The sequence below is a fragment of the Cyanobium sp. L1E-Cus genome (assembly GCF_024345755.1).
In the GTDB taxonomy this organism is placed as follows: Bacteria; Cyanobacteriota; Cyanobacteriia; order PCC-6307; family Cyanobiaceae; genus Cyanobium_A; species Cyanobium_A usitatum.
The window spans coordinates 24,604-44,185 of the sequence record NZ_JAGQBS010000004.1; the positions used below are offsets into that span (position 1 = coordinate 24,604).

Consider the following 19,582-nt stretch of genomic DNA (forward strand, 5'->3'; position numbering starts at 1 on the left):
TCCGGGGCCAGATCCCATGCACTAGATGCATAGATCCGGTGTTTCGCATGGGGCCGGCCGGGGGATTCGGCTCAATCCCTTAGTTTTTGTTGAGAATCCTGATCAGGACTGGGGTTGTCGTGCTCTATGGCGTCGGTAGTGCCAAGATCCCTACAGGGAAGCAGGGGCGTTCCATTGGCGAGAGCAGCCCAGGGGGCGCCGCGCTACTGCTTGAGCTTCACCGCTGCCGGCCTGCGGCCTGATCTGGCAGCTGTGATTGCTGGCATCTACGCGGAAGAAGGCGACTGGAACCGCACCAAGGCCGCCGTGCTGGAACACAACGCCCTGCAGGCCCGCTCGGCCAGGAGCAGCAAGGTGCTGGAAACGGAGCTGCGTCAGCGGCTGCAATACCTCACTGGCCCCCAGCTGCAGCTGCTGGCACGAGGAACGAGCGATGAACGCAATGCGATGGCATGGCTGGCGGTGCTGAAGCGCATTGAGATCGCGGCCGACCTGACGCGCGAGGTATTGATGGGCAAGCTCAGCAGCCTGGATCCGGTACTGCGCCGTTCAGACATGGCGGCCTTCTACGAGGACTGCGAGCGGGATCACCCAGAGCTGACGGCTCTAGCACCTTCCTCTCAGCAGAAGGTGCGATCAGCGCTCCTGCAGATGCTCAGGGATGCCGGCCTCCTGAGCGGCAAGGCGGGTAAAGGGGGAACGCTTGGCACGGTGCAGCGGCCGCTTCTCTCGCCGCAGGTGCAAGACGTGGTGGCCAGCGACGACCCGGCGCTGCTGGCTGGATTCTTGCTGCACGCTCCGGCCATGCCCGCCAAAAGCCGGAAGCCAGCGACCTCGCCAGAGACGGCATCCAAGCCAGTGGCGAAACCTGCAGTGCACGCCTCCGCTAAGCCGAAGGCGAAGGCTGCTTCAAAACCAGCAGCCAAACCCAAGGCGGCCGCCAAGCCTGCAGCCAAAAAGGCCGCGCCAGCCCAGAGGGCGAAAGCATGAGCAGCGTCACCGGCCTCGACAAGCGCCTGCAGGAAGTGCTCACCCGCCCCGATTTCCTGGAGATGCGCGGCGTGGCCAAGGAGGTGCCGATCTTCATTCAGACCTACAGCCCCGCTGATGAAGACCAGTTGCGGGTGGTAGTGAAGGGGGCTGAACAGTTCCTGCGCAAGCAGGGCCTGCGGGTGAAGCAGGTGGACCTCTTTGAGCTGGTGCTGCAGCTGCTGGAGGCCAAGGGCTACCTCGATGTGGTGCTGCAGGAGGAGGCCGGCTGGAGCAAGAGCGACCTATTTGACACCCTGCAGAACGTGGCCGAACCCACTGCAGCGCTGGTGCCAAAGCTGATGGAGGCGCTGGGCGATGACAGCCAGATCAGCCTGATCACTGGTTCAGGCCGGGTATATCCGTTCCTGCGTACTCACACGATTCTCGAAGCACTGCAGCCGGCGATGGTGCGCCACCCGGTGGTGATTTTCTTTCCCGGCGAGTACTCCCAGGACGCCGACGGCGGTTCCTGGCTGCGTCTGTTTGGCACTACGACCGCCAGCAAGATCGAAAACCCGCATTACCGCGCCACCAACCTCGACTACTTCGACATCAAGAGCTGATGACTGCCAAAACCATTCAAGGGCTCTTCTCCAAGCCGGTTGATCGCCCGATCGATGGGGTGATCAAGGCCGATGACGAGCGGCATCTGCAGGTCGAACTCGACGAGTACGTGATCACTCGGGAGGTGAGCAAGGGCCTGGGTGCCTTCATCGATGCCTACCTGCACAACCCCACCGCGAATGGGGTGTGGATCTCGGGGTTCTTTGGCTCGGGTAAGTCGCACCTGCTGAAGATGCTCTCGCTGATGCTGGATGGCGACAAACGCGTCTCCTCCGAACAGCCGGGCGAGCAGAGCAAACGGCCGGTTGAGATCCTGCTGCCAAAGGTGGAGGACGAGATCCTCCGCGCCGACCTGAAAAAGGCAACTGCGATCCCGGCGCGCAGCCTGCTGTTCAACATCGATCAGAAGTTCGATGGCATCGGCGGCACCCACGAGGCACCGATCCTCGAGGTGTTCATGAAGGTGCTCAACGAGCTGCAGGGCTATTACGGCAACCAGGGCTACGTGGCCCAGTTCGAGCACGACCTCAACAAGCGCGGCCAGTTCGAGGCCTTTAAGCAGACCTACGAACGGGTAAACGGCCGCAGCTGGGATAACGACCGTGATGCGCTAGCCACGGTGACCAAGCGCAGCTTCGCTAAGGCCTATGCCGAGCAGTTCGGCGGCAGCGAAGACGACGCCATCAAGGTGATTAATGACGCCAAGGACAGCTACCGCCTTTCTATCGATGGCTTCGCTGGCCGGGTGAAGGAGTACCTAGCTAGCCAGCCACCTGGCTTCCGGCTCAACTTCTTTGTCGATGAGGCGGGCCAGTTCATCGGCCAAGAACGCAGCCGGCTGCTCAACCTGCAGACCGTGGTGGAAAGCCTGGCCACCGCCACCGATGGGCGGGCCACCGTGTTCATCACCTCCCAGGCCGACCTGGAGGGAATCCTGGGCCAGGTGAAGTTTGAGCAGGCCGATGACCTGAGCAAGATCCAGGGTCGCTTCAAGACCAAGCTCACCCTGGCCAGCGCCGATGTGCAGGAGGTGATCCAGCGGCGTTTGCTGGCCAAGACCCCGGATGAACCGGAGCAGCTGATCAAAATCTACGAGCAGGAGAGGGAGAACTTCACCACCCTGTTTCGCTTCAGTGATGGCTCGATTCAGCTCAAGGGCTGGAGCGACTGCCAGAGCTTCTGCGGTCTTTACCCCTTCCACCCCTACCAGCTGAGCCTGTTCCAGCAGGCGATCCAGAGCCTGGCGACCCACAGCATTTTTGAGGGCCGCAACATGGCGGTGGGTGAGCGCTCAATGCTCTCGGTGTTTCAGCAGGTGGCGATGGCCATCAAGGAGCTGCCGGTGGGGCGGCTGGCCAGCTTTGACCAGCTTTATGACGGCATCAATGAGGTGATCCGAGGCGATAAGAAGCAGACGATGGTGACCGCCCAAAACCAAGTGGGCGAGCTGGAGCTGCGCATCCTCAAGGCGCTGTTCCTTTTGAAGTGGGTGCCGCAGTTCAAGAGCACGGCGCGCAATATCGCCATCTTGTTAATCAGCGAGCCCAGTTTCGACATTCGCGCCCATGAGCAGGCGGTGAAAGATGCCCTGATCAACCTGGAGAGCCAGAGCTACCTGCAGCGCAGCGGCGAGATCTACGAGTTCCTCACCGATAAGGAAAAGGATGTCGAGCAGGAGATCAAGCGCACCGAGGTATCGGATTCAGAAGTGATCAAGGCGCTGCACCGGATCGTGTTTGACGACGTACTGCAAAGCAACAAGATCCGTTTTGCCGACAACGGCAACGACTACTCCTTTGCCCAGAAGATCGACGACGGCTTGATCAAGGGCAAGGAGGGCGATGTGGTGGTGAACCTGGTGACCCCAGAGCACCCCAACTACGGCAGCGAGGCGATCCTGCACAGCCGCAACATGGGTGGCACCGAATTGATGGCGGTGTTGCCGGGCAAGGAGCGGCTGCTCGATCAGATCCGCAGCCAGCTCAAAACCGACCTTTACATCCGCCAGAACAGCGGCAGCGAAGACGAAACCCTCAACGCCATCTTGGCGATCCGGGCCAAGCAGAACGGCAGCCGCCGCCAGGAGATCACCCGGCTAGCGGAAGAGCAACTACGCCTGGCCGTTCTGGTGGTGAATGGCCAGACCCTCTCGGTGGGAGAAGGTGACCCCAAGACCCGTTTCAGCAAGGCCTACCAGGAGCTGATCCGCTCGGCCTTCCCCAAGCTGAAGATGGTGCACGGGGCCTTCAACGAGACCACCGTGGCGGCGGTGGTGCGCGACCAGGACGACCTGCTTGATGGCCTGGCGGTGCAGCTGTCAGAGGCAGAGCAGGAAGTGCTGGTGGAGGTGGAAAGGAGCAAAAATCAAGCCGAGCGGCTGAGCGCAGATGCGCTGGTGCGCAAGTTTGAGGGGCGCCCCTATGGCTGGAGCAACTGGGCCACCCTCACCTTTATTGCGCGGCTCTACCGGCTCGGGAAGCTGGAGCTGCGGGAGAAGGAGCTGCTCAGCAGCGTGGAGGTGATTGAGGCGCTCACCAACAGCCGCAAGCTAGGCGGCGTGAGCGTGCGCAAGCAGGAGGTGTACGACACCAGCACGGTGAATGCGCTCAAGCGCTTCCACCAGGAGCTGTTCAACACGCAGAGCCTCGGCACCGATGCCCGCAGCACCTGCGAAGCCTTCCGCATGGCGATGGCAGAAGAAGCCCAGGACCTGCGGGAGATCGCAGCCCAAGCCGCCAGCTATCCCTTCCTGGCCGCTGTGAAGCCCTGGGCCGAACAGGCAGAAGCAATGGCCAAAAAGGACGACGGCTACCTGCTTAACCAGCTGGACAGCTTCAAGGACAGCTGGCTGGATGCGGAGGAAGACCTGATCACTCCCCTGAAGCAGTTCCTCAACGGCAACCAGAAGACGGTGTTCGACGAAGTGCGGGCCTTTGAGCTGCGCTATGGCGACGAGTTTGCCGATCTGCCGGCCGAACAGGTGAGGCCGCTGCGAATGCTGCTGGAGAGCGACAAGCCCTATGCCGGCGGCCTGATCCCCCAGGCCAAAAGCGCGATAGTCGAACTGAAAAAGCAGCTGGGCGAGCGACTGGCGGCGGCCAAGGCCAAGGCGCTGGAGGAGATCAGCGAGCAGGAAGGCCGGCTGAAGGCAACGGAAGATTTCCAGAACCTCGACACCAGCCAACAGGAGCAGGTGCTGGCAGCGACGGCAGCGGCCAAAACCGATGTGGAGGCAGCGAGCCAGCCAGGACGGGCCTTGCTGCGGGTGAGCCGCTACCGCGCTGAGGAGGTGCCCAAACAGCTGGAGCGGATGGCGGCCTTGGTGGCGCCGCCGGACAGACCAACGCCTGAACTGATCAAGGTGGTGCCGGCTTCTGCCCTGAAGGTGAACTGCCCGCTGAGCCAGATCACCAACAGCCAGGAGCTGCAGCAGTGGCTGGAATCGCTGCGAGCAGCAGCGCAGGTCGAGCTGGATCAAGGCCACAGGATCAGCCTGTGACCCGCCCAGAACTCAGGCCCCATCAGGGAGTGACTCGTAACCTAAAAACTTTTAAGTAAGACCATGCTCCCTGGCCTGCGCCCTCCTCGAGCCCCAGCAACCCGGCTCAACGCCATCGGCCGCCATGGCTTGCGGACTGGATTACGATGAGCATGCTCTGCAGCCCAAACTTAAGCTGTGGCAACTCCTCTCGCCACTCTCTCTACCAAGCAAGCCAGCCTGCGTTCGCTCAGCGTGAAAGAGCGGCTGCAGCGATCGATCGCCGCGCGCAGTGGCGAGGTAGTGCTGCGGCGCGATCTGGTGAACTTCGGCAGCCCGGCCCAGGTCAGCCGGGCGCTCAAGCAACTGGTGGCCGAGGGCAAGCTGGTGAAGATTGGCACGGGCGTATACGCCAAAGCAGCGCCTGGGCCGATTTCGGGCATACCGATGGCTCGCCAGCCGCTGGGCGCGTTGGCAGCCGAAACCTTCGATCGGCTGGGCATCCCTTGGCAGTTGGGGGCAGCGCAGCGCCGCTACAACGAGCGGCTCACCACCCAGGTGCCCTGGCGCACCACGTTCGACACCGGCAAGCGGCGCATCAGCCGCCGCCTGCAGATCGGCAAGCGAGTGGTGGAGTATGAAAACGATCTCACCCGCCCAGCGTGGCGCCGTCGAAGAAGCCGATCAACGCGGCCTGTGTGACCTGGATCCCTCGATCCTTGAGAAGGATCTGCTGATCACCGAAGTGCTGGGGATGCTCGCCGCCTTCGACTGGGGTGAGATTCAAGCGGTGTTCTGCGGCGGCACCTCGCTGAGCAAGGGCCACGGTGTGATCCAGCGGATGTCGGAAGACATCGATTTCAAGCTGGCGCTGCCTACCTCCTGGAGCCGCAGCCAGGCCCGCCGCAAGCTCAGCGCTTGTCGCAAAGAACTGGCGGAAACGATGCGGGCTGCGGATTTTGACCTACCAGAAGCAGGCATCGTGACCCTCAACGAAAACCGCTATTTCTGCTTCTCCATCGGCTACCTGCCGCAATTCCCGCTGGTGCCGGCACTGCGGGCGGAACTGCGTCTCGACTTCACCGCCCACACGCCATTGCTGGATCCTGTCCCGGTACAAGTAAGACCGCTACTGGCGGAGTTCATGGAGTTGGACGCGCAGGTGGTGGAGCATCAGGGGGTGCTGCTGCAGGAAACCCTGGCGGAGAAGGTCGTGTCATTCCTGCGCCGCACCGCAGGCTGGCAGGAGCAGGCAGAGCGTGACCCCGACGACGACATGCTGGTGCGCCACTTGTACGACGTGCACCAGCTGCTGGAGGTGGTGCCTTCTGACCCTGAGGCTCAGGAGTTGCAGAGCTACCTCTTCACCAAGATCGTGGCCGGCGATCAGGCGAAATTCGGCCGCCAGGATTCAATCTTTGGCGCCAATCCAAGTGAGCGCTTGCAGCAGGCGCTGGCACAGCTCCAGACCAGCGCTGAGGTGGCGGAGCTGTACGAACGGTTTGTGAGCGAGCTTGTTTGGGGCGAACCGGTGCCATTCGCGGAGGCCCGCGCTGGCTTTGTGGCATTGGCTGCGCGTTTACTGCGGGGTTTGGATCCGCCCCCATCCGCCACTCCATGCCCGTCAACACCGCAGCTCTGAAAACCTTTGCCCCGGCGATGCGGCGGCAGCTGTTGGAGGCGGTGGGCCGCAAGCTGGATCTGCTGCTGCCATGCCGAATGACACAGAACGGCTTGGAAACTACGCAAACGAAAAAAGTATTCCGCCCCCAGCTACCAACAGCAAGCCTGCCCAGCCAATCACGGTAGGGCGTTCACCAAGAAAAACAATTCCTACCAAAGCCACCATCAAGAGGCTTAGCCTATCAACCGGCACGACCAAAGAAGCATCGCCTTGCTTCAGGGCCCTAAAAAAGCAGAACGAGGACAAGCCACTAGCTAGGGCCGAAATTACAATGAATAGCCAAGTTTGCTGGGATAGTGCAAAAGGACTGCTTAATTTTCCAGTTGCTAAAATGAGCAATGGCAGAAAAATAGCTATAACAATGGTGCGGATTAGAGTGGCCAGATCCGCATCGACACTCTCGAGTCCAATCTTGCCAAATACTGCAGATGCAGTTGCAAAAAGCGCAGATAAAAAAGCCCATATAAACCAAAGCGGCAGGGCGGGGATTGGGCTCATTCAGAATAATGTGCTTGGCAGTAGTGGTGTTATAACGGGTTGAATGCTAATTGTCGCTTTTGCGCAACTCTGTTTCTCTCATTTTAAGCAACTGAAGCCTAGACGATTACGGCGATATTGGCGGCGATCGGGCGGCGAGATCGTGGTGGGGGGGGCAGCGGCATCGCTGCTGATGCCGCGGCACCTACTGTTAAGAGCTGGAGCAGCGCAGGAGCAGAGGCCGAGCGCCAGGCCCTGCCGGCCCATGCCTTCGACCAACTAACCCATCAATGCCCGTCAACACCGCCGCCCTCAAAACCTTCGCCCCGGCGATGCGGCGGCAGCTGATCGAGGCGGTGGGCCGCAAGCTAGACCTGCTGCTGCACCAGGCCAGCGCCGACACGCTGACCACCGCCGCCGGGCCGATCGAGGAGCTGCGGCAGCAGGAGGCTACCAATCGCCATGAGCTGCTGGAGCGGGTGGCCTACAGCTGGTTCAATCGCCTGGCGGCGCTGCGCTATCTCGATGCCCGGCTCTGGCATCCCTTTGGCGCCAGGGTGTTGATGCCGCAGACGGAGTCAGAAACCCAGCCCGAATTACTAAAACTGCTGCGCAGCGGCAGCCTGCCCGCTGAACTGCAGCCCCACACGGATGAGGCGCGCTTGCAGGGCCTGCTCGATGGCCGGATCCCCACGGCCCAGGCCGGCGCCGATCCCCAGGGGGAGGTGTATCGCGAATTGATCCTGGCGGTGTGCCGCTCCTATCACCAGCTGCTGCCGAATCTGTTTGAAGGGCTGGATGATGCCAGCGAATTGTTGCTACCGGACGATCTGCTCAGTGATGGCTCGATTGCCGGCGGCTTTCGCAGTCAGATCAGCGACAGCGATTGCGAGGATGTGGAAATCATCGGCTGGTTGTATCAGTTCTATATCTCCGAAAAGAAAGATCAGGTGATCGGCAAGGTGGTGAAATCCGAGGACATTCCGGCCGCCACCCAGCTGTTCACGCCCAACTGGATCGTGAAATACATGGTGCAGAACTCTCTGGGGGCGCAGTGGCTGGCCACCTATCCGGCTTCTGCGCTCAAGGGCCAGATGGAGTACTACATCGAGCCCGCCGAGCAGACCGATGAGGTGAAAGCCCAGCTGGCGGCTATCACGCCGGAGGCGCTCAACCCCGAAGAGCTCACCCTGATCGATCCGGCCTGCGGATCGGGCCATATTTTGGTGGAAGCCTATGAGCTGTTCAAGGCGATCTATCTGGAGCGCGGCTACCAACAACGGGAGATTCCGCAGCTGATTCTGGAGAAAAATCTGTTTGGCCTCGACATCGACGAACGGGCGGCTCAGCTGACCAGCTTTGCGCTGATGATGAAGGGCCGGGGTGATGATCGGCGCCTGTTTGAGCGCGGCATCCAGCTCAATGTGATGGCGCTGGTGAACAGTGATGGGCTGGATGTGGAGGCGTTGGCCAATGCCATCAACCTTGCCGACCATGGCCTGAAGCTGGCGGACCTTGTGGAGCTGAAACAGCTGTTTGAACACGCCACCACCTTTGGTTCGTTGATTCAGGTGCCTGATGTGTTGGCGGAGAAGTTGCCGGCGTTGAGGCGGTTGAGTGAGCTTAAGGGGCAGGGCATGCTTGTGGCGGAGGCGTTGAAGACTTTGGAGCCGCTGGTGCGGCAGGCTGAGTTTTTGGCGGCGCGGTATGACGCGGTGGTGGCTAATCCGCCTTATATGGGGAATAATGGGATGAATTCGCAGCTCAAGACGTACTTAAGGGCCAAATATAGCGGATACGACAAGGATCTTTTTTCATCCATGATTCTTAGGATGACCATTTTTGCTCGACAGAATGCAAGAGTTGGGGTAATGACATCTTTCGTTTGGATGTTCATTAAGTCTTTTGAAAATATGCGCAAAAACTTAATTGATAAAAACACAATACGCTCACTGATCCAGTTGCACTACGACGCATTTGCAGACGCAAAGGCTCACGTATGCACCTTCGTTATGACGACCAACTGTATTAATACTTATTTGTCTTCATACGTTCGACTTACCGACAAGCCTGGCGCAGAGAATCAAGCCCCAAGAACAATCGAGGCCATCTCAAGCAAAAATTGTGGTTGGTTTTACGAGGCCTATCAGGAAGACTTTTTGCGTATTCCAGGCCATCCGATGGCATATTGGATATCTGATGCCACAAGGGGCTCTTTCAATAGAGGCATGCATCTCTCCTCCTTGGCCAAGTTGCGAGAAGGGCTGACCACTGGCAATAATGATCTCTATCTTAGACTGTGGCAAGAGGTCTCAGCTGAATTAATTTGCTTTGCGTCTGAGCCTGGGGAACGATTTGAAAATCGATGGGCTCCTCACAACAAAGGCGGAGCGTATAGAAGGTGGTACGGCAACCACCAATATATCGTTTTATGGGCTGATGATGGCAGGCAACTCCGATCCTCCAAAGAAAGCGTGATTAGAAGTCCACAGAGCTACTTTCAGCAAAGCTTGTCCTGGAGTCGGATAACCTCCGGCTTATTTGCCATGCGATATAATTCAAAAGGCATGATATATGATTCGACATCGCCTTCGATATTCTGCGCTAGGGACGAAATAAATACGATTCTCGCTTTTCTCAATTCCTCTGTTGTTGACCGACTTCTTCAGGTGGTAAGCCCAACAATTGACTACAGGATTACAAGCCTTGGCAGGCTGCCTGTCATGGACGTAGAGGCAGAAGCCGCAACATCAATAGCAAAAGAATGCGTTGATCATATGCGAATTGACTGGGACGCTTACGAACGCTCCTGGGACTTCCAATCCCTCTCCCTCCTATCAGCCTCAACCGACTCCAATCCCACCCTCGAATCCAGCTACACCGCCTGGATTACCAACAACAAACAAACCATCGCCGAGATGAAGCGATTGGAGGAGGAGAACAACCGCCTCTTCATCGACGCCTACGGCCTCCAGGACGAACTCACTCCCGAGGTGCCGATCGAGCAGATCACCCTCACGGTGAACCCGGCCTATCGCTACGGCGGCAATCTCAGCGAAGACGAACTTTGGAATCGCTTCCGCCAGGACACAATCAAGGAATTTTTGTCGTATGCCACCGGCTGCATGATGGGCCGCTACAGCCTCGATCACCCCGGCCTGATCCTCGCCAATGCCGGCGACACGTTGGAGAACTACGTCGCCAAAGTCGGCAAAAGCACTGGCGACCTCAGCTTCCAACCCGACCGCGACGGCATCATCCCCGTGCTCGATGGCGAGTGGTTTGAAGACGACATCGTCGCCCGCAGCCGCGAGTTCCTGCGCGTCTGCTTCCCCGCCAGCTCCCTCAACACCGATCTGGCCTTCATCGAAACATCCCTCGGCAAAGACCTCCGCAAATACTTCTGCACAGACTTCTACAAAGATCACCTGCAAACCTACAAAAAACGCCCGATCTACTGGCTGGTGCAGAGCCCCGCTGGCCCTTCAAGGGGTGGCTTCGCTTGCCTGATCTATCTGCACCGCTACACCAAAGACACCCTCAACCTGGTGCTCAACAACTACTTCCGCCCCTACCTGCAGAAACTGGAAGCCCGCCAAGCCCAGCTCGGCCTCGATCAACTCAACGACGCCCTCCCCACCCGCGAGCGCACCGCTGCCCGCAAGGAAGCCGAAAAAATCACCAAGGTGCTCAAGGACTGCCAGGCCTGGGAACAGGATTCCCTGCTGCCCCTGGCCCAGCAACGCATCGAGCTCGATCTCGATGACGGCGTCAAGGTCAACTACCTCAAGCTCCAGGACGTGCTGGCGCCGATTCCGGGGCTGGCGGCGAAGGAGGAGTGAGGCCATCGCCATGCAGAGATCCATTGCCGAGTTGCTCACCACCCCCGAGGGCAAGACCTTCGAGTGCAAGCGCGATCTCTCCTCACCCCTGAACCTTCTCAAGACCCTGGTGGCCTTCGCCAACAGTGCCGGTGGCCTGGTGTTGATCGGGGTGGCCGATGCCAGCAGAGAGGTGATCGGCCTGCCAGAGCCGTTGCAGGCCGAGGAGCAGCTCTGCAACCTGATCGCCGATGGCATCGCACCGCGCCTGGTGCCGAATGTGGAATTGGTGGCCCATGGCGATCTGAACCTGCTGCTGGTGGAGGTGTTCCCCAGCAGTCAGAGGCCCCATCACCTGATCAAGCAAGGCCCCGACCAGGGTGTTTTCGTGCGCCTGGGGTCCACCAATCGCCAGGCTGATTCCGCCTTGATCGAGGAGCTGCGCCGCAGTGTGAGTGGCGCAGCCTTTGATGAGCAGCCCATCGCGGAGCTCTCTGTCGATGATCTGGATCGCGATGCGATTACGGCGGCCTTTGAGGGCATCCGATCGATCAGCGACCAGGAGCTGCACAGCCTGCGTGTGCTTACCACCGCTCAGGGCCGTGATGTTCCCACCGTTGGCGGGATGCTGCTCTTCGGCCAGGATCGCCAGCGCTGGTTTCCCGATGCCTGGCTCCAGTGCGCGCGCTTTGTGGGCACCACCAAGGCCGGGATCTTTGATCAGCTCGACATCCAGGCCCCCCTGCCGCAAGCGTTGGATCAAGCCCTGGTCTTCCTCAAGAAGCACGCTGTGCGTTCGGCCGATTTCCAGGAGCTGCGGCGCGTGGATCGTTGGAGCATTCCCCTGGCCAGCCTGCGGGAAGCCCTCACCAATGCGCTGGTGCATTCCGATTACTCCCAGCGCGGCGCACCGATTCGCGTTGCCTACTTCGACGACCGAATCGAAATTGAAAACCCAGGTGTGCTGATCCCTGGCCTGAGCCTCGACGACCTCCCGCGCGGGATCAGCCGCCTGCGTAATCGCGTCATCAGTCGCGTGTTCCGCGAACTCGGCCTGATCGAGCAGTGGGGCAGTGGTATCCCTGTGATCCTGGAGGAAGCCGCCAGCCAACACCTGCCGCCACCCCTGTTTGAAGAGGTGGGCCTGCGTTTTCGGGTGACTCTGCCCCTAGCCCAAGCCAGCTCCCCAGCCCAGAAGCAGAGTCGGCCCAGGGGGGCAGAGTCAGGGGCAGAGTCAAGGGCAGAGTCAGGGGCAGAGTCGCTGGCGGAGGGCAGACTCGCCCACTTCGTGCTCCAAGCCCTGGCCGACGGGCCCTTGAGCAAGTCTGAAATTGCCCATGCCCTTGGGCGAGATTCCGTCTCCGGGGCACTCAACCGCACGATCCGCCAGCTCCTGGATCGCGACGAGATCGGCTACACCTTGCCGGATATCCCAAACAGCCGGCTGCAGAAATACCAGCTCCGCCCCTTTCAGTCGGATTCTCAATAAAAGCCATTCATTAAGAATCCTGGTAATGTGCGTTTATTGAGATTTCAAGTAGGTCATGGCCGCAGGCGAGCAGGTGATCCGCGCCCCTGCCCAGTTGGGGCTGCTCCTCAAAGGCGTTCGGCGGCAGCAGGGCCTGAGCCAGCAAGAGCTAGCCCTCAAGGCCGGTGGCACCAGCCAGGCCAGGCTCTCCCAGCTCGAATTGCAACCTGGGCGCCTCACCCTGGAGCGCTTGCTGTTGATCACCGCCGCCCTCAATCTCGAACTGGTGGTGCGCCCCCGCCAGAGCGACATCGAGCCGGCCGAGTGGTGATGGGCAGGCCAACGCGGGCGCGCTCCCTGGCGGTGTGGATGAACGCTGAACGGGTCGGCACCTGGACCTTGCCTGCGCGGGGGCCACAGACCTTCACCTACGACGAAACCTGGCTGCACTCCAGCCAGTTCCGGCCGTTGTCGCTGTCACTGCCAGCTGGCCTCGGGGCCTCAGCGCTCAGCGGCAACGCCGTGGAGAGTTGCTTTGACAACCTCCTCCCCGATAGCGAGCTCATCCGCCGCCGGGCCCAGACCCGCTTCCAGACCGCCAGCACCAGTGCCTTTGATCTGCTGGCTGCCATCGGCCGGGATTGCGCCGGGGCCGTGCAGCTGCTGCCGCCAGATCAGCTGCCCAGCGGCATCGATCGCATTGAAGCCAGCCCCCTCACAGACCAGGACATCGGCCAGCGCCTGCGCGCCGTCACGGCGGCCCCAGCTCCTGGCTCCCTGGACCCGGAAGCCGATGTACTGCGGCTCTCGGTGGCCGGTGCCCAGGAGAAAACCGCCTTCCTCTGGCACAACAACCAATGGTGCCTGCCGCTGGGCAGTACCCCCACCACCCACCTCTTCAAGCTGCCGATGGGGGTAATCGGCGAGGGGCAGATTGATTTCAGCTCCTCGGTGGAAAACGAGTGGCTCTGCAGCCAGGTGCTCCAGGCCTATGGCCTGCCGGTGGCCTCTACGGAGATGGCAAGTTTCGACGGTGAGCGCTGCCTAATCGTGCAGCGTTTTGATCGCCGCCTGCATGCAAGTGGTGCCTACTGGCTGCGCCTGCCCACAGAAGACTTTTGCCAGGCCACCTCCACACCAGCCGCAAGTAAATACGAAAACAATGGCGGCCCCGGCATGGGGGCCATTGCCGCGCTGCTGGCCCAATCCTCAGAGCGCAGCGACCTAACCACCTTTTTCAAGGCTCAGGTGCTCTTTTGGATGCTGCGCGCCATTGATGGCCATGCCAAAAACTTCAGCCTCTTTCTCAATCCCGGCGGCCGCTTTCAGCTCACCCCGCTCTATGACGTGCTTTCGGCCTGGCCGGTGATCGGACGGGCCAGCGGCCAGTGGCCTCAGCAAAAGCTCAGGATGGCGATGGCCTGGCATGGTGAAAAAGGGCGCTACACCAAACCCCTGGATATCACCAGCCGCCGCATGCTGCTCACCGCAAAACGGCTTGGCCTGGGCGAGGCTCAACCCATCCTCGATGATCTAATCACCCAGACTCCAGCTGTAATTAGTTCAGTGCGCTCCCAGCTGCCTGCTGGATTTCCGCAGCCCGTCGCCGAACCGGTATTGACCGGACTGCAAGCTTCCGCCAGCCAGCTTCATCTCCAACTGCTTCAGCGCCAACTCCAGTGATGCCAGCCTCCCCTGCCGCCACCAGCCGCATCCACGAGAGCCTCGACAGCGCTCTCGCTCGCAAGCGGGTGGTGCTCTGGTACGACCCCAATGGTGAGTGGGCTTCTGAGTTTGCTGACTACCAGCCCGCTCAAGCCGAGAAGCTGCGGGTTGAGCGCAATGAGTTCTCCGTGAAGGTGGCGATCAGCCGCGCCCCCCTGGATCAGCGCTTCCTGCTCTACCTGCCCACAGCCAAGCCACCAGAGCCGGACAACTGGCTGCTGGATCTGCTCTTGGCGGGCCATGAGTTCAAGGCCGACCGCGCTTCGCTGGATATTCAGGAAGCGGGGCTGACGCTGGAGTTCAAGGAGCTGGCCCAGCAACACAAGGCCTTCTTCCGTTCACCAGTGCGCACCAGCAAGCTCAAGGAGTTGCTGCGTCCCAACGACAACGAAGCGGCCGTGCGGCTCAAGATGCTCGCCGTGCAAGCCAAGCAGCCGCCCGATATCGACAAGTTGCTGCTGTATGCCTTCAGTCAGCTGGAGCCGGCCAACCCCGATGGCGACGATCCGGTGGAGGCCCTTTATGGCAACCAGCAGCTGAGCGGCCACTTCTGGAAGGCAGTGGGCGAGAAGTTCGGCTACGCCAGTCCGGAGCCCAACCTGCGCGACTTCGCTGTTGGCCTGTTCAACAGCGTCAGCAGCATTGGCCCCTCTGGCGAGCTGCTGCCCCACGCCCGGGTGTTCATAAGCATCTGGAAAGACAGCCTCAGCTCCCGGCCGGCCTTTGAGCAGTGGAGTGATCATCTGGCCGGTGTACTGCGCGTAGAGGAGCAGCTCAACGACGCACCAGAGAGCTACGAGCCAGATGACGACGACAGCTATGAGCTGATCGAGCGCTTTGTGCTCAGCCGCCTGCTGCAGCGTTTTCACATCGGCGCCTCGGATACAGAGCTGCTGGAGACGATCCGCAACCGCAGCAGCTCCTGCTGGTTTGGCAAGCACCAGCACGGCTACCGCGCTTTAGAACAAGCGATCACCTTCCGTGGCTTGCTGGCTAAGGCTGATCTGCAGGTGCCCAGCTTTGAGGAGGGGCTGCAGCGCTACTGCAACGGCTGGTGGCGCCTGGATCAGGCCTACCGTCTCTGCATATTCCACGCCCGCACCTACCAGCAGCCCGGGCTGCTCAAGCCGCTGCGCGACTGGCTCGAGGCCCAGTATGTCAACAACGTGCTGCTGCCGCTCACCAACCGCTGGAGCGATCAGGTGGCTGGTCTGGCCGGCTGGGGATCGAGCACTTTGCCCCGGCAGAAGGAGTTCCACATGCGCTACGTGCATGCGCCGCTCTCCTCCAAAGGTCTCAAGCGTCTGTTTGTGGTGATCTCCGATGCCCTGCGCTACGAGGCCGCCCGCGACTTTGCCGATCGGCTCAACAGCCAGGCCGGCAAGGGCTGGCAGGCCGAGGTGGAGGCCCTATTGGGCGTGCTGCCCAGCTACACGCAGCTGGGGATGGCTGCGCTGTTGCCCGGTGCGCAGCTGGGCCTCAACCCCAGCGATGCCAATGCCCTGGTGGATGGCCAGAGCGCCGCCGGCACTGAGAACCGCGACAAGTTGCTCAAGGCCTACGCCAGTGGCCGCGCCAAGGCGATTAAAGCGGAGGACTTCCTCAGCCTCGCCACCAGCAAGGAGGGTGCCGAACTCACCCGCGACTACGACTTGATCGTGATCTACCACAACTGCATTGACCGCATCGGCGACAAGCGCGAAAGCGAGGCCGACACCTGCCAGGCAGTGGAGCAGACCTTTGATGAGCTGGAGCTGATCCTGCGCAAGATCGCCAGCCTCAAGGGCAGCCAGGCGGTGATCACTGCCGACCACGGCTTCCTGTTTCAACAGGAGCCAGTCGATGCCAACGACCGCGCCGAGTTCCCACCTGCAACCGAGCTCAGCTTCAAGAACAGGCGCTTTGCCCTGGGCAGTGGCATCAAGGCCAGTGCTGGCCAGAAGGTTTTCACCGCTGGTGAGTTGGGCTTGAGCGGCAGCTGGGAGGCAGTCTTCCCCCTGGGGCTTGATCGCTTCCCCCGTTCAGGCTCGGGTTCACGCTTTGTGCATGGCGGCACCTCCTTGCAGGAGGTGGTGGTGCCGGTGATCAAGCTCAAGCGCGAACGCAAGGACGAGAGCCGGGTGGTGGAGGCAGAGCTGCTGCGGGTGCCCGCCAAGATCACCACCGGCAAGCTCTCCTTTGGTCTGTTCCAGCTGGAGCCGGTGGAGCCCAAAAAGCGCCTGCCCTTGCAGCTACGCATCGGCCTTTACGCCAAGGCTGATGGCGCCCTGCTCTGCGCCCACCGCAGCGTGCTGCTGGATTCCGCAGCGAGCGAGGCCCGCGAACGGGAGCAGCAGGTGGTGCTGGAGCTTTCCAACGCTGCTGGCGACTACAACAACAAGATCCTGGAGCTGCGCCTGGAGCAGCAGCTCGATGGTGTCGCTACGCCAGTTCCCTACAAGACTGTGGAGCTGAAGCTGCAGCGGCCCTTTGGCAGCGACTTCGACGACTTCTGATGGCCTTAGTCCATGGCTAAACTAATCGGGTCAATGACAGAGGCCGCCATGCGGGAATCGTCGTGCGGAGCGGATCCCATGCGAATGGTGAACGTCCACCAGGCCAAAACCCACCTATCGCGTCTGATCGATGAGGCCCATGCCGGCGAAACCATCGTGCTGGCCAAAGCCGGCAAGCCCTGGGCGCGGCTGATGCCCCTGGCGCCGCCCGTTCCCCAGCGCATCCCAGGCCGGTTGCGCAGCCGGGCCTCCCTCAGCCAGCCCGACCTGCTGCTCCAACCCATGGACCCCAGTGAACTGGAGAGCTGGGAGTCCGGCGCCCTGCTGCCGGAGGCGCCACAGCGATGAGCAGTGGGGACTCCTACCTGCTGGACAGCCACGCTTTGCTGTGGTGGTGGTTTGATCCCGATCGCCTTTCCGGCGCTGTGCGCGAGCTGCTCAGCGACCCAGCTACTCCCGTGCTGGTGAGTGCAGCTTCTGTCTTGGAGCTCAGCCTCAAACACCACCAGGGCAAGCTGCCCGAACTGAACGGCGTGATCGCCGATCTGCCTGGCTTGCTACAAGCCGATGGCTTTGAGGCGCTGCCGATCTCCCTGGCCCATGGGCTGCGGGCGGGCAGTTACAGCCAGCCCCACCGCGATCCCTTTGATCGCATGCTGGCGGCCCAGGCCGAACTAGATCGACTGGTGCTGCTCAGCGCCGATCCCCAGCTTTCCAACTTTCCCTGCCAAATCCTCTGGTGAGATCCGATGGCGCCTGAAGCACCCAGCCCCCTGGACCAGAAGATCCTTGAGCACTTCCCTGGCCTGGTGGTGCGCAAGGACCTCACCACCGAGCTCAAGCAGAACGCCGTGGTGCCCACCTACGTGCTCGAGTACTTGCTCGGGCAGCACTGCGCCACCGACGATCCGGCCCAGATCAGCGAAGGGCTGGAGTCGGTGCGGCGCATCCTCGCTAAGCACTACGTGCACCGCAACCAGGCGGAACTGGTGAAATCCACGATCAAAGAGCGCGGCACCCACAAGGTGATCGACAAGCTCACCGTGGAGCTCAACGAGAAGGGCGGCTTCTACGAGGTGGAGTTCACCAACCTCGGGCTCAAGAAAGTCCCAATCGACGTTGACTTCATCAAGCGCTACCCCAAGTTGCTGGTGGGTGGTATCTGGGCGATCACCGATGTGGAGTACGAGCTTCCTGCCGACCCCAAGGCCAGCCCTTGGCAGATCTCATCAGTCAAGCCAATCCAGGTAGCCGGCGTAGACCAAGAGGAATTCTTAGCCGCCAGAGCCAAGTTCAGCACCGATGAGTGGATGGACGTGCTCATGCAGAGCGTGGGCTTTAATCCCGAGCCCTTCACGAGGCGGGGCAAGCTGCTCACCTTGATCCGGCTGATCCCTTTCTGCGAGCGCAACTACAACCTGCTGGAGCTGGGCCCGAAGGGCACGGGTAAGTCCCACGTCTACGCCGAGTTCTCACCCCACGGCATGTTGATCTCAGGCTCAGAGGTCACCGCCCCGAAGCTGTTTGTCAGCAATGCCAACGGCAAGATTGGCCTGGTGGGCTATTGGGACTGCATCTGCTTTGACGAGTTTGCCGGCAAGGACAAGAAGGTCGATAAGACGCTGGTCGACATCATGAAGAACTACATGGCCAACCGCACCTTCTCGCGGGGCATCGAGCAGCTCACGGCGGAAGCCTCGATGGTGTTCATGGGCAACACCCAGAAGTCCGTTGCCTACATGCTCAAGCACTCCCACTTCTACGAGCCGCTGCCGGATAAATACATCGACTCGGCCTTCCTCGATCGCATCCATGCCTTCAATCCAGGCTGGGAGGTGCAGCCGGTGCGCCATGAGCTGTTCTGCAGCGGCTATGGCTTTGTGGTGGATTACATCGCTGAGGTGCTCAAGCACCTGCGCACCGAGGACTACACCGGCCTCTACAAAGCCCACTTCGAGATCAGCTCGGAGGTATCAACCCGAGACCAGACGGGCTTTGAGAAGACCTTCTCGGGCCTGATGAAGATCATTCACCCCAACGGCAAGGCCAAACCAGAGGAGATCGCCGAGCTGCTCGAGTTCGCCATGGAATGCCGCCGCCGGGTGAGGGAGCAAATCCTGCGCATCGACGACACTTTCAAGGCCAACGACTTCGCCTATCAGCCCGTTGGCGGTGGGCCAGCTGTCACGGTGCTTACGCCGGAGGAGCAGCAGTATCCGGCCTTTGCAGGCTTGCGGCCTTTGAACCCAGAAGGTGCCCCTGAGATCACCAGCGCAGAAGCCATCATACCAACAGTGGCCGTAAGCACTCCCGCAAACACTGAGCCTGCAAAAGAACAGCATCTGGTGGTGCCTGAGAACACCAAAGGCTGGAGTTACCGGCGCCTATTTGCAGACCACCTAAGAGGTTGCAGTGCCATCATCATCCGCGACCCCTACATCCGCGCCTTCCATCAGATCCGCAACCTGGTGGAGTTCTTGCGCATGGTCAATGAGATCACCCCGGTTGGTGATGAGGTCACCGTTCACCTGATCACAGGCTCCGATCAAGAGACAATGGAAAAGCAGATAGAGAACCTCGGCCAGGTGCAGGATTCCTTTGCCGGTACCTGCACACCCTTTAGTTGGGAGATCGATGCAAGCCCCAACTTCCATGCCCGCAGCATCACCGCAGACAATTGCTGGAAAATCAGCCTCGATCGTGGACTTGACATCTTCCAGTGGTTCGAGTTTTCAGCCTTCAAGGCAGAAGCTGCCGTCCAAGAGGCACGGATGGTGAGGGGATGCGAGCTGAGTTTTATTCGGCAGTCAGCAACGGATTCCTAATCGCCTAGCTCCT

15 protein-coding genes are annotated in these 19,582 nt (G+C 60.7%); 14 read left to right on the forward strand and 1 reads right to left on the reverse strand.

All coding sequences use genetic code 11. From position 1 onward, the window contains the following. Window positions 1-210 precede the first annotated feature (210 nt). From KBZ22_RS04685 to KBZ22_RS04705, 5 genes are all read left to right on the forward strand, one after another. On the forward strand, window positions 211-990 hold the full coding sequence (locus KBZ22_RS04685) for a BrxA family protein (protein ID WP_255021229.1): 780 nt from the start codon (window positions 211-213) through the stop codon (window positions 988-990). Then, a complete protein-coding gene (locus KBZ22_RS04690) occupies window positions 987-1,595 on the forward strand; it encodes a DUF1788 domain-containing protein (protein WP_255021230.1) in 609 nt (202 codons plus the stop codon). The genes KBZ22_RS04685 and KBZ22_RS04690 overlap by 4 nt, the downstream gene beginning before the upstream one ends. Continuing rightward, window positions 1,595-5,095: a BREX system P-loop protein BrxC gene (gene brxC / locus KBZ22_RS04695; protein WP_255021231.1), complete on the forward strand. Its 3,501-nt coding sequence runs from the start codon at window positions 1,595-1,597 to the stop codon at window positions 5,093-5,095. Before KBZ22_RS04690 ends, brxC begins: the two co-directional genes overlap by 1 nt. A 177-nt stretch (window positions 5,096-5,272) precedes the next feature. After that, the gene (locus tag KBZ22_RS04700; RefSeq protein WP_255021232.1) at window positions 5,273-5,776 is read left to right on the forward strand and encodes a DUF6088 family protein; all 504 of its coding nucleotides are present in this window, start codon (window positions 5,273-5,275) and stop codon (window positions 5,774-5,776) included. Beyond that, window positions 5,712-6,716, forward strand: a complete 1,005-nt coding sequence (locus KBZ22_RS04705; protein ID WP_255021233.1) for a nucleotidyl transferase AbiEii/AbiGii toxin family protein — start codon at window positions 5,712-5,714, stop codon at window positions 6,714-6,716. The genes KBZ22_RS04700 and KBZ22_RS04705 overlap by 65 nt, the downstream gene beginning before the upstream one ends. A gap of 99 nt (window positions 6,717-6,815) precedes the next feature. Here KBZ22_RS04705 and KBZ22_RS04710 read toward each other — a convergent pair whose 3' ends face one another. Then, window positions 6,816-7,256, reverse strand: a complete 441-nt coding sequence (locus KBZ22_RS04710) for an EamA family transporter (RefSeq protein WP_255021234.1) — start codon at window positions 7,254-7,256, stop codon at window positions 6,816-6,818. A gap of 117 nt (window positions 7,257-7,373) precedes the next feature. Here KBZ22_RS04710 and KBZ22_RS04715 point away from each other — a divergent pair, with 117 nt between their 5' ends. From KBZ22_RS04715 to brxL, 9 genes are read left to right on the forward strand one after another with little or no spacing between them, the layout of a single operon-like run. Continuing rightward, window positions 7,374-7,583, forward strand: coding sequence for a hypothetical protein (locus tag KBZ22_RS04715; protein ID WP_255021394.1), 210 nt, complete (start codon window positions 7,374-7,376; stop codon window positions 7,581-7,583). Further along, window positions 7,568-11,077 (forward strand): BREX-1 system adenine-specific DNA-methyltransferase PglX, encoded by a 3,510-nt coding sequence (gene pglX / locus KBZ22_RS04720; protein ID WP_255021385.1) that lies wholly within the window; start codon window positions 7,568-7,570, stop codon window positions 11,075-11,077. The genes KBZ22_RS04715 and pglX overlap by 16 nt, the downstream gene beginning before the upstream one ends. A gap of 10 nt (window positions 11,078-11,087) precedes the next feature. Next, the gene (locus KBZ22_RS04725) at window positions 11,088-12,545 is read left to right on the forward strand and encodes a helix-turn-helix domain-containing protein (protein WP_255021235.1); all 1,458 of its coding nucleotides are present in this window, start codon (window positions 11,088-11,090) and stop codon (window positions 12,543-12,545) included. 55 nt (window positions 12,546-12,600) lie between these two features. Beyond that, the gene (locus KBZ22_RS04730; RefSeq protein ID WP_255021236.1) at window positions 12,601-12,855 is read left to right on the forward strand and encodes a helix-turn-helix domain-containing protein; all 255 of its coding nucleotides are present in this window, start codon (window positions 12,601-12,603) and stop codon (window positions 12,853-12,855) included. Further along, window positions 12,855-14,207 carry a type II toxin-antitoxin system HipA family toxin gene (locus KBZ22_RS04735; RefSeq protein WP_255021237.1) on the forward strand — a complete coding sequence of 451 codons (1,353 nt, stop codon included), beginning with the start codon at window positions 12,855-12,857 and terminating at the stop codon, window positions 14,205-14,207. Before KBZ22_RS04730 ends, KBZ22_RS04735 begins: the two co-directional genes overlap by 1 nt. Then, on the forward strand, window positions 14,207-16,744 hold the full coding sequence (gene pglZ, locus KBZ22_RS04740) for a BREX-1 system phosphatase PglZ type A (RefSeq protein WP_255021238.1): 2,538 nt from the start codon (window positions 14,207-14,209) through the stop codon (window positions 16,742-16,744). The genes KBZ22_RS04735 and pglZ overlap by 1 nt, the downstream gene beginning before the upstream one ends. Before the next feature lie 48 nt (window positions 16,745-16,792). Further along, complete coding sequence (locus tag KBZ22_RS04745; RefSeq protein ID WP_255021239.1) at window positions 16,793-17,092, forward strand: type II toxin-antitoxin system Phd/YefM family antitoxin; 300 nt, start codon at window positions 16,793-16,795, stop codon at window positions 17,090-17,092. Beyond that, window positions 17,089-17,487, forward strand: coding sequence for a type II toxin-antitoxin system VapC family toxin (locus KBZ22_RS04750; protein ID WP_255021240.1), 399 nt, complete (start codon window positions 17,089-17,091; stop codon window positions 17,485-17,487). The genes KBZ22_RS04745 and KBZ22_RS04750 overlap by 4 nt, the downstream gene beginning before the upstream one ends. 6 nt (window positions 17,488-17,493) lie before the next feature. Further along, the gene (gene brxL / locus KBZ22_RS04755; RefSeq protein ID WP_255021241.1) at window positions 17,494-19,569 is read left to right on the forward strand and encodes a BREX system Lon protease-like protein BrxL; all 2,076 of its coding nucleotides are present in this window, start codon (window positions 17,494-17,496) and stop codon (window positions 19,567-19,569) included. Window positions 19,570-19,582 lie beyond the last annotated feature (13 nt).

Excerpts from the sequence above, each read along its gene's own strand:
- brxL (WP_255021241.1), top strand. The coding sequence starts at position 17,494 with ATGGCGCCTGAAGCACCCAGCCCCCTGGACCAGAAGATCCTTGAGCAC.
- pglZ (WP_255021238.1), top strand. The coding sequence starts at position 14,207 with ATGCCAGCCTCCCCTGCCGCCACCAGCCGCATCCACGAGAGCCTCGAC.
- KBZ22_RS04745 (WP_255021239.1), top strand. The coding sequence starts at position 16,793 with ATGCGGGAATCGTCGTGCGGAGCGGATCCCATGCGAATGGTGAACGTC.
- KBZ22_RS04710 (WP_255021234.1), bottom strand. The coding sequence starts at position 7,256 with ATGAGCCCAATCCCCGCCCTGCCGCTTTGGTTTATATGGGCTTTTTTA.
- KBZ22_RS04725 (WP_255021235.1), top strand. The coding sequence starts at position 11,088 with ATGCAGAGATCCATTGCCGAGTTGCTCACCACCCCCGAGGGCAAGACC.
- brxC (WP_255021231.1), top strand. The coding sequence starts at position 1,595 with ATGACTGCCAAAACCATTCAAGGGCTCTTCTCCAAGCCGGTTGATCGC.
- pglX (WP_255021385.1), top strand. The coding sequence starts at position 7,568 with ATGCGGCGGCAGCTGATCGAGGCGGTGGGCCGCAAGCTAGACCTGCTG.
- KBZ22_RS04735 (WP_255021237.1), top strand. The coding sequence starts at position 12,855 with ATGGGCAGGCCAACGCGGGCGCGCTCCCTGGCGGTGTGGATGAACGCT.
- KBZ22_RS04705 (WP_255021233.1), top strand. The coding sequence starts at position 5,712 with ATGAAAACGATCTCACCCGCCCAGCGTGGCGCCGTCGAAGAAGCCGAT.
- KBZ22_RS04690 (WP_255021230.1), top strand. The coding sequence starts at position 987 with ATGAGCAGCGTCACCGGCCTCGACAAGCGCCTGCAGGAAGTGCTCACC.
- KBZ22_RS04750 (WP_255021240.1), top strand. The coding sequence starts at position 17,089 with ATGAGCAGTGGGGACTCCTACCTGCTGGACAGCCACGCTTTGCTGTGG.
- KBZ22_RS04730 (WP_255021236.1), top strand. The coding sequence starts at position 12,601 with ATGGCCGCAGGCGAGCAGGTGATCCGCGCCCCTGCCCAGTTGGGGCTG.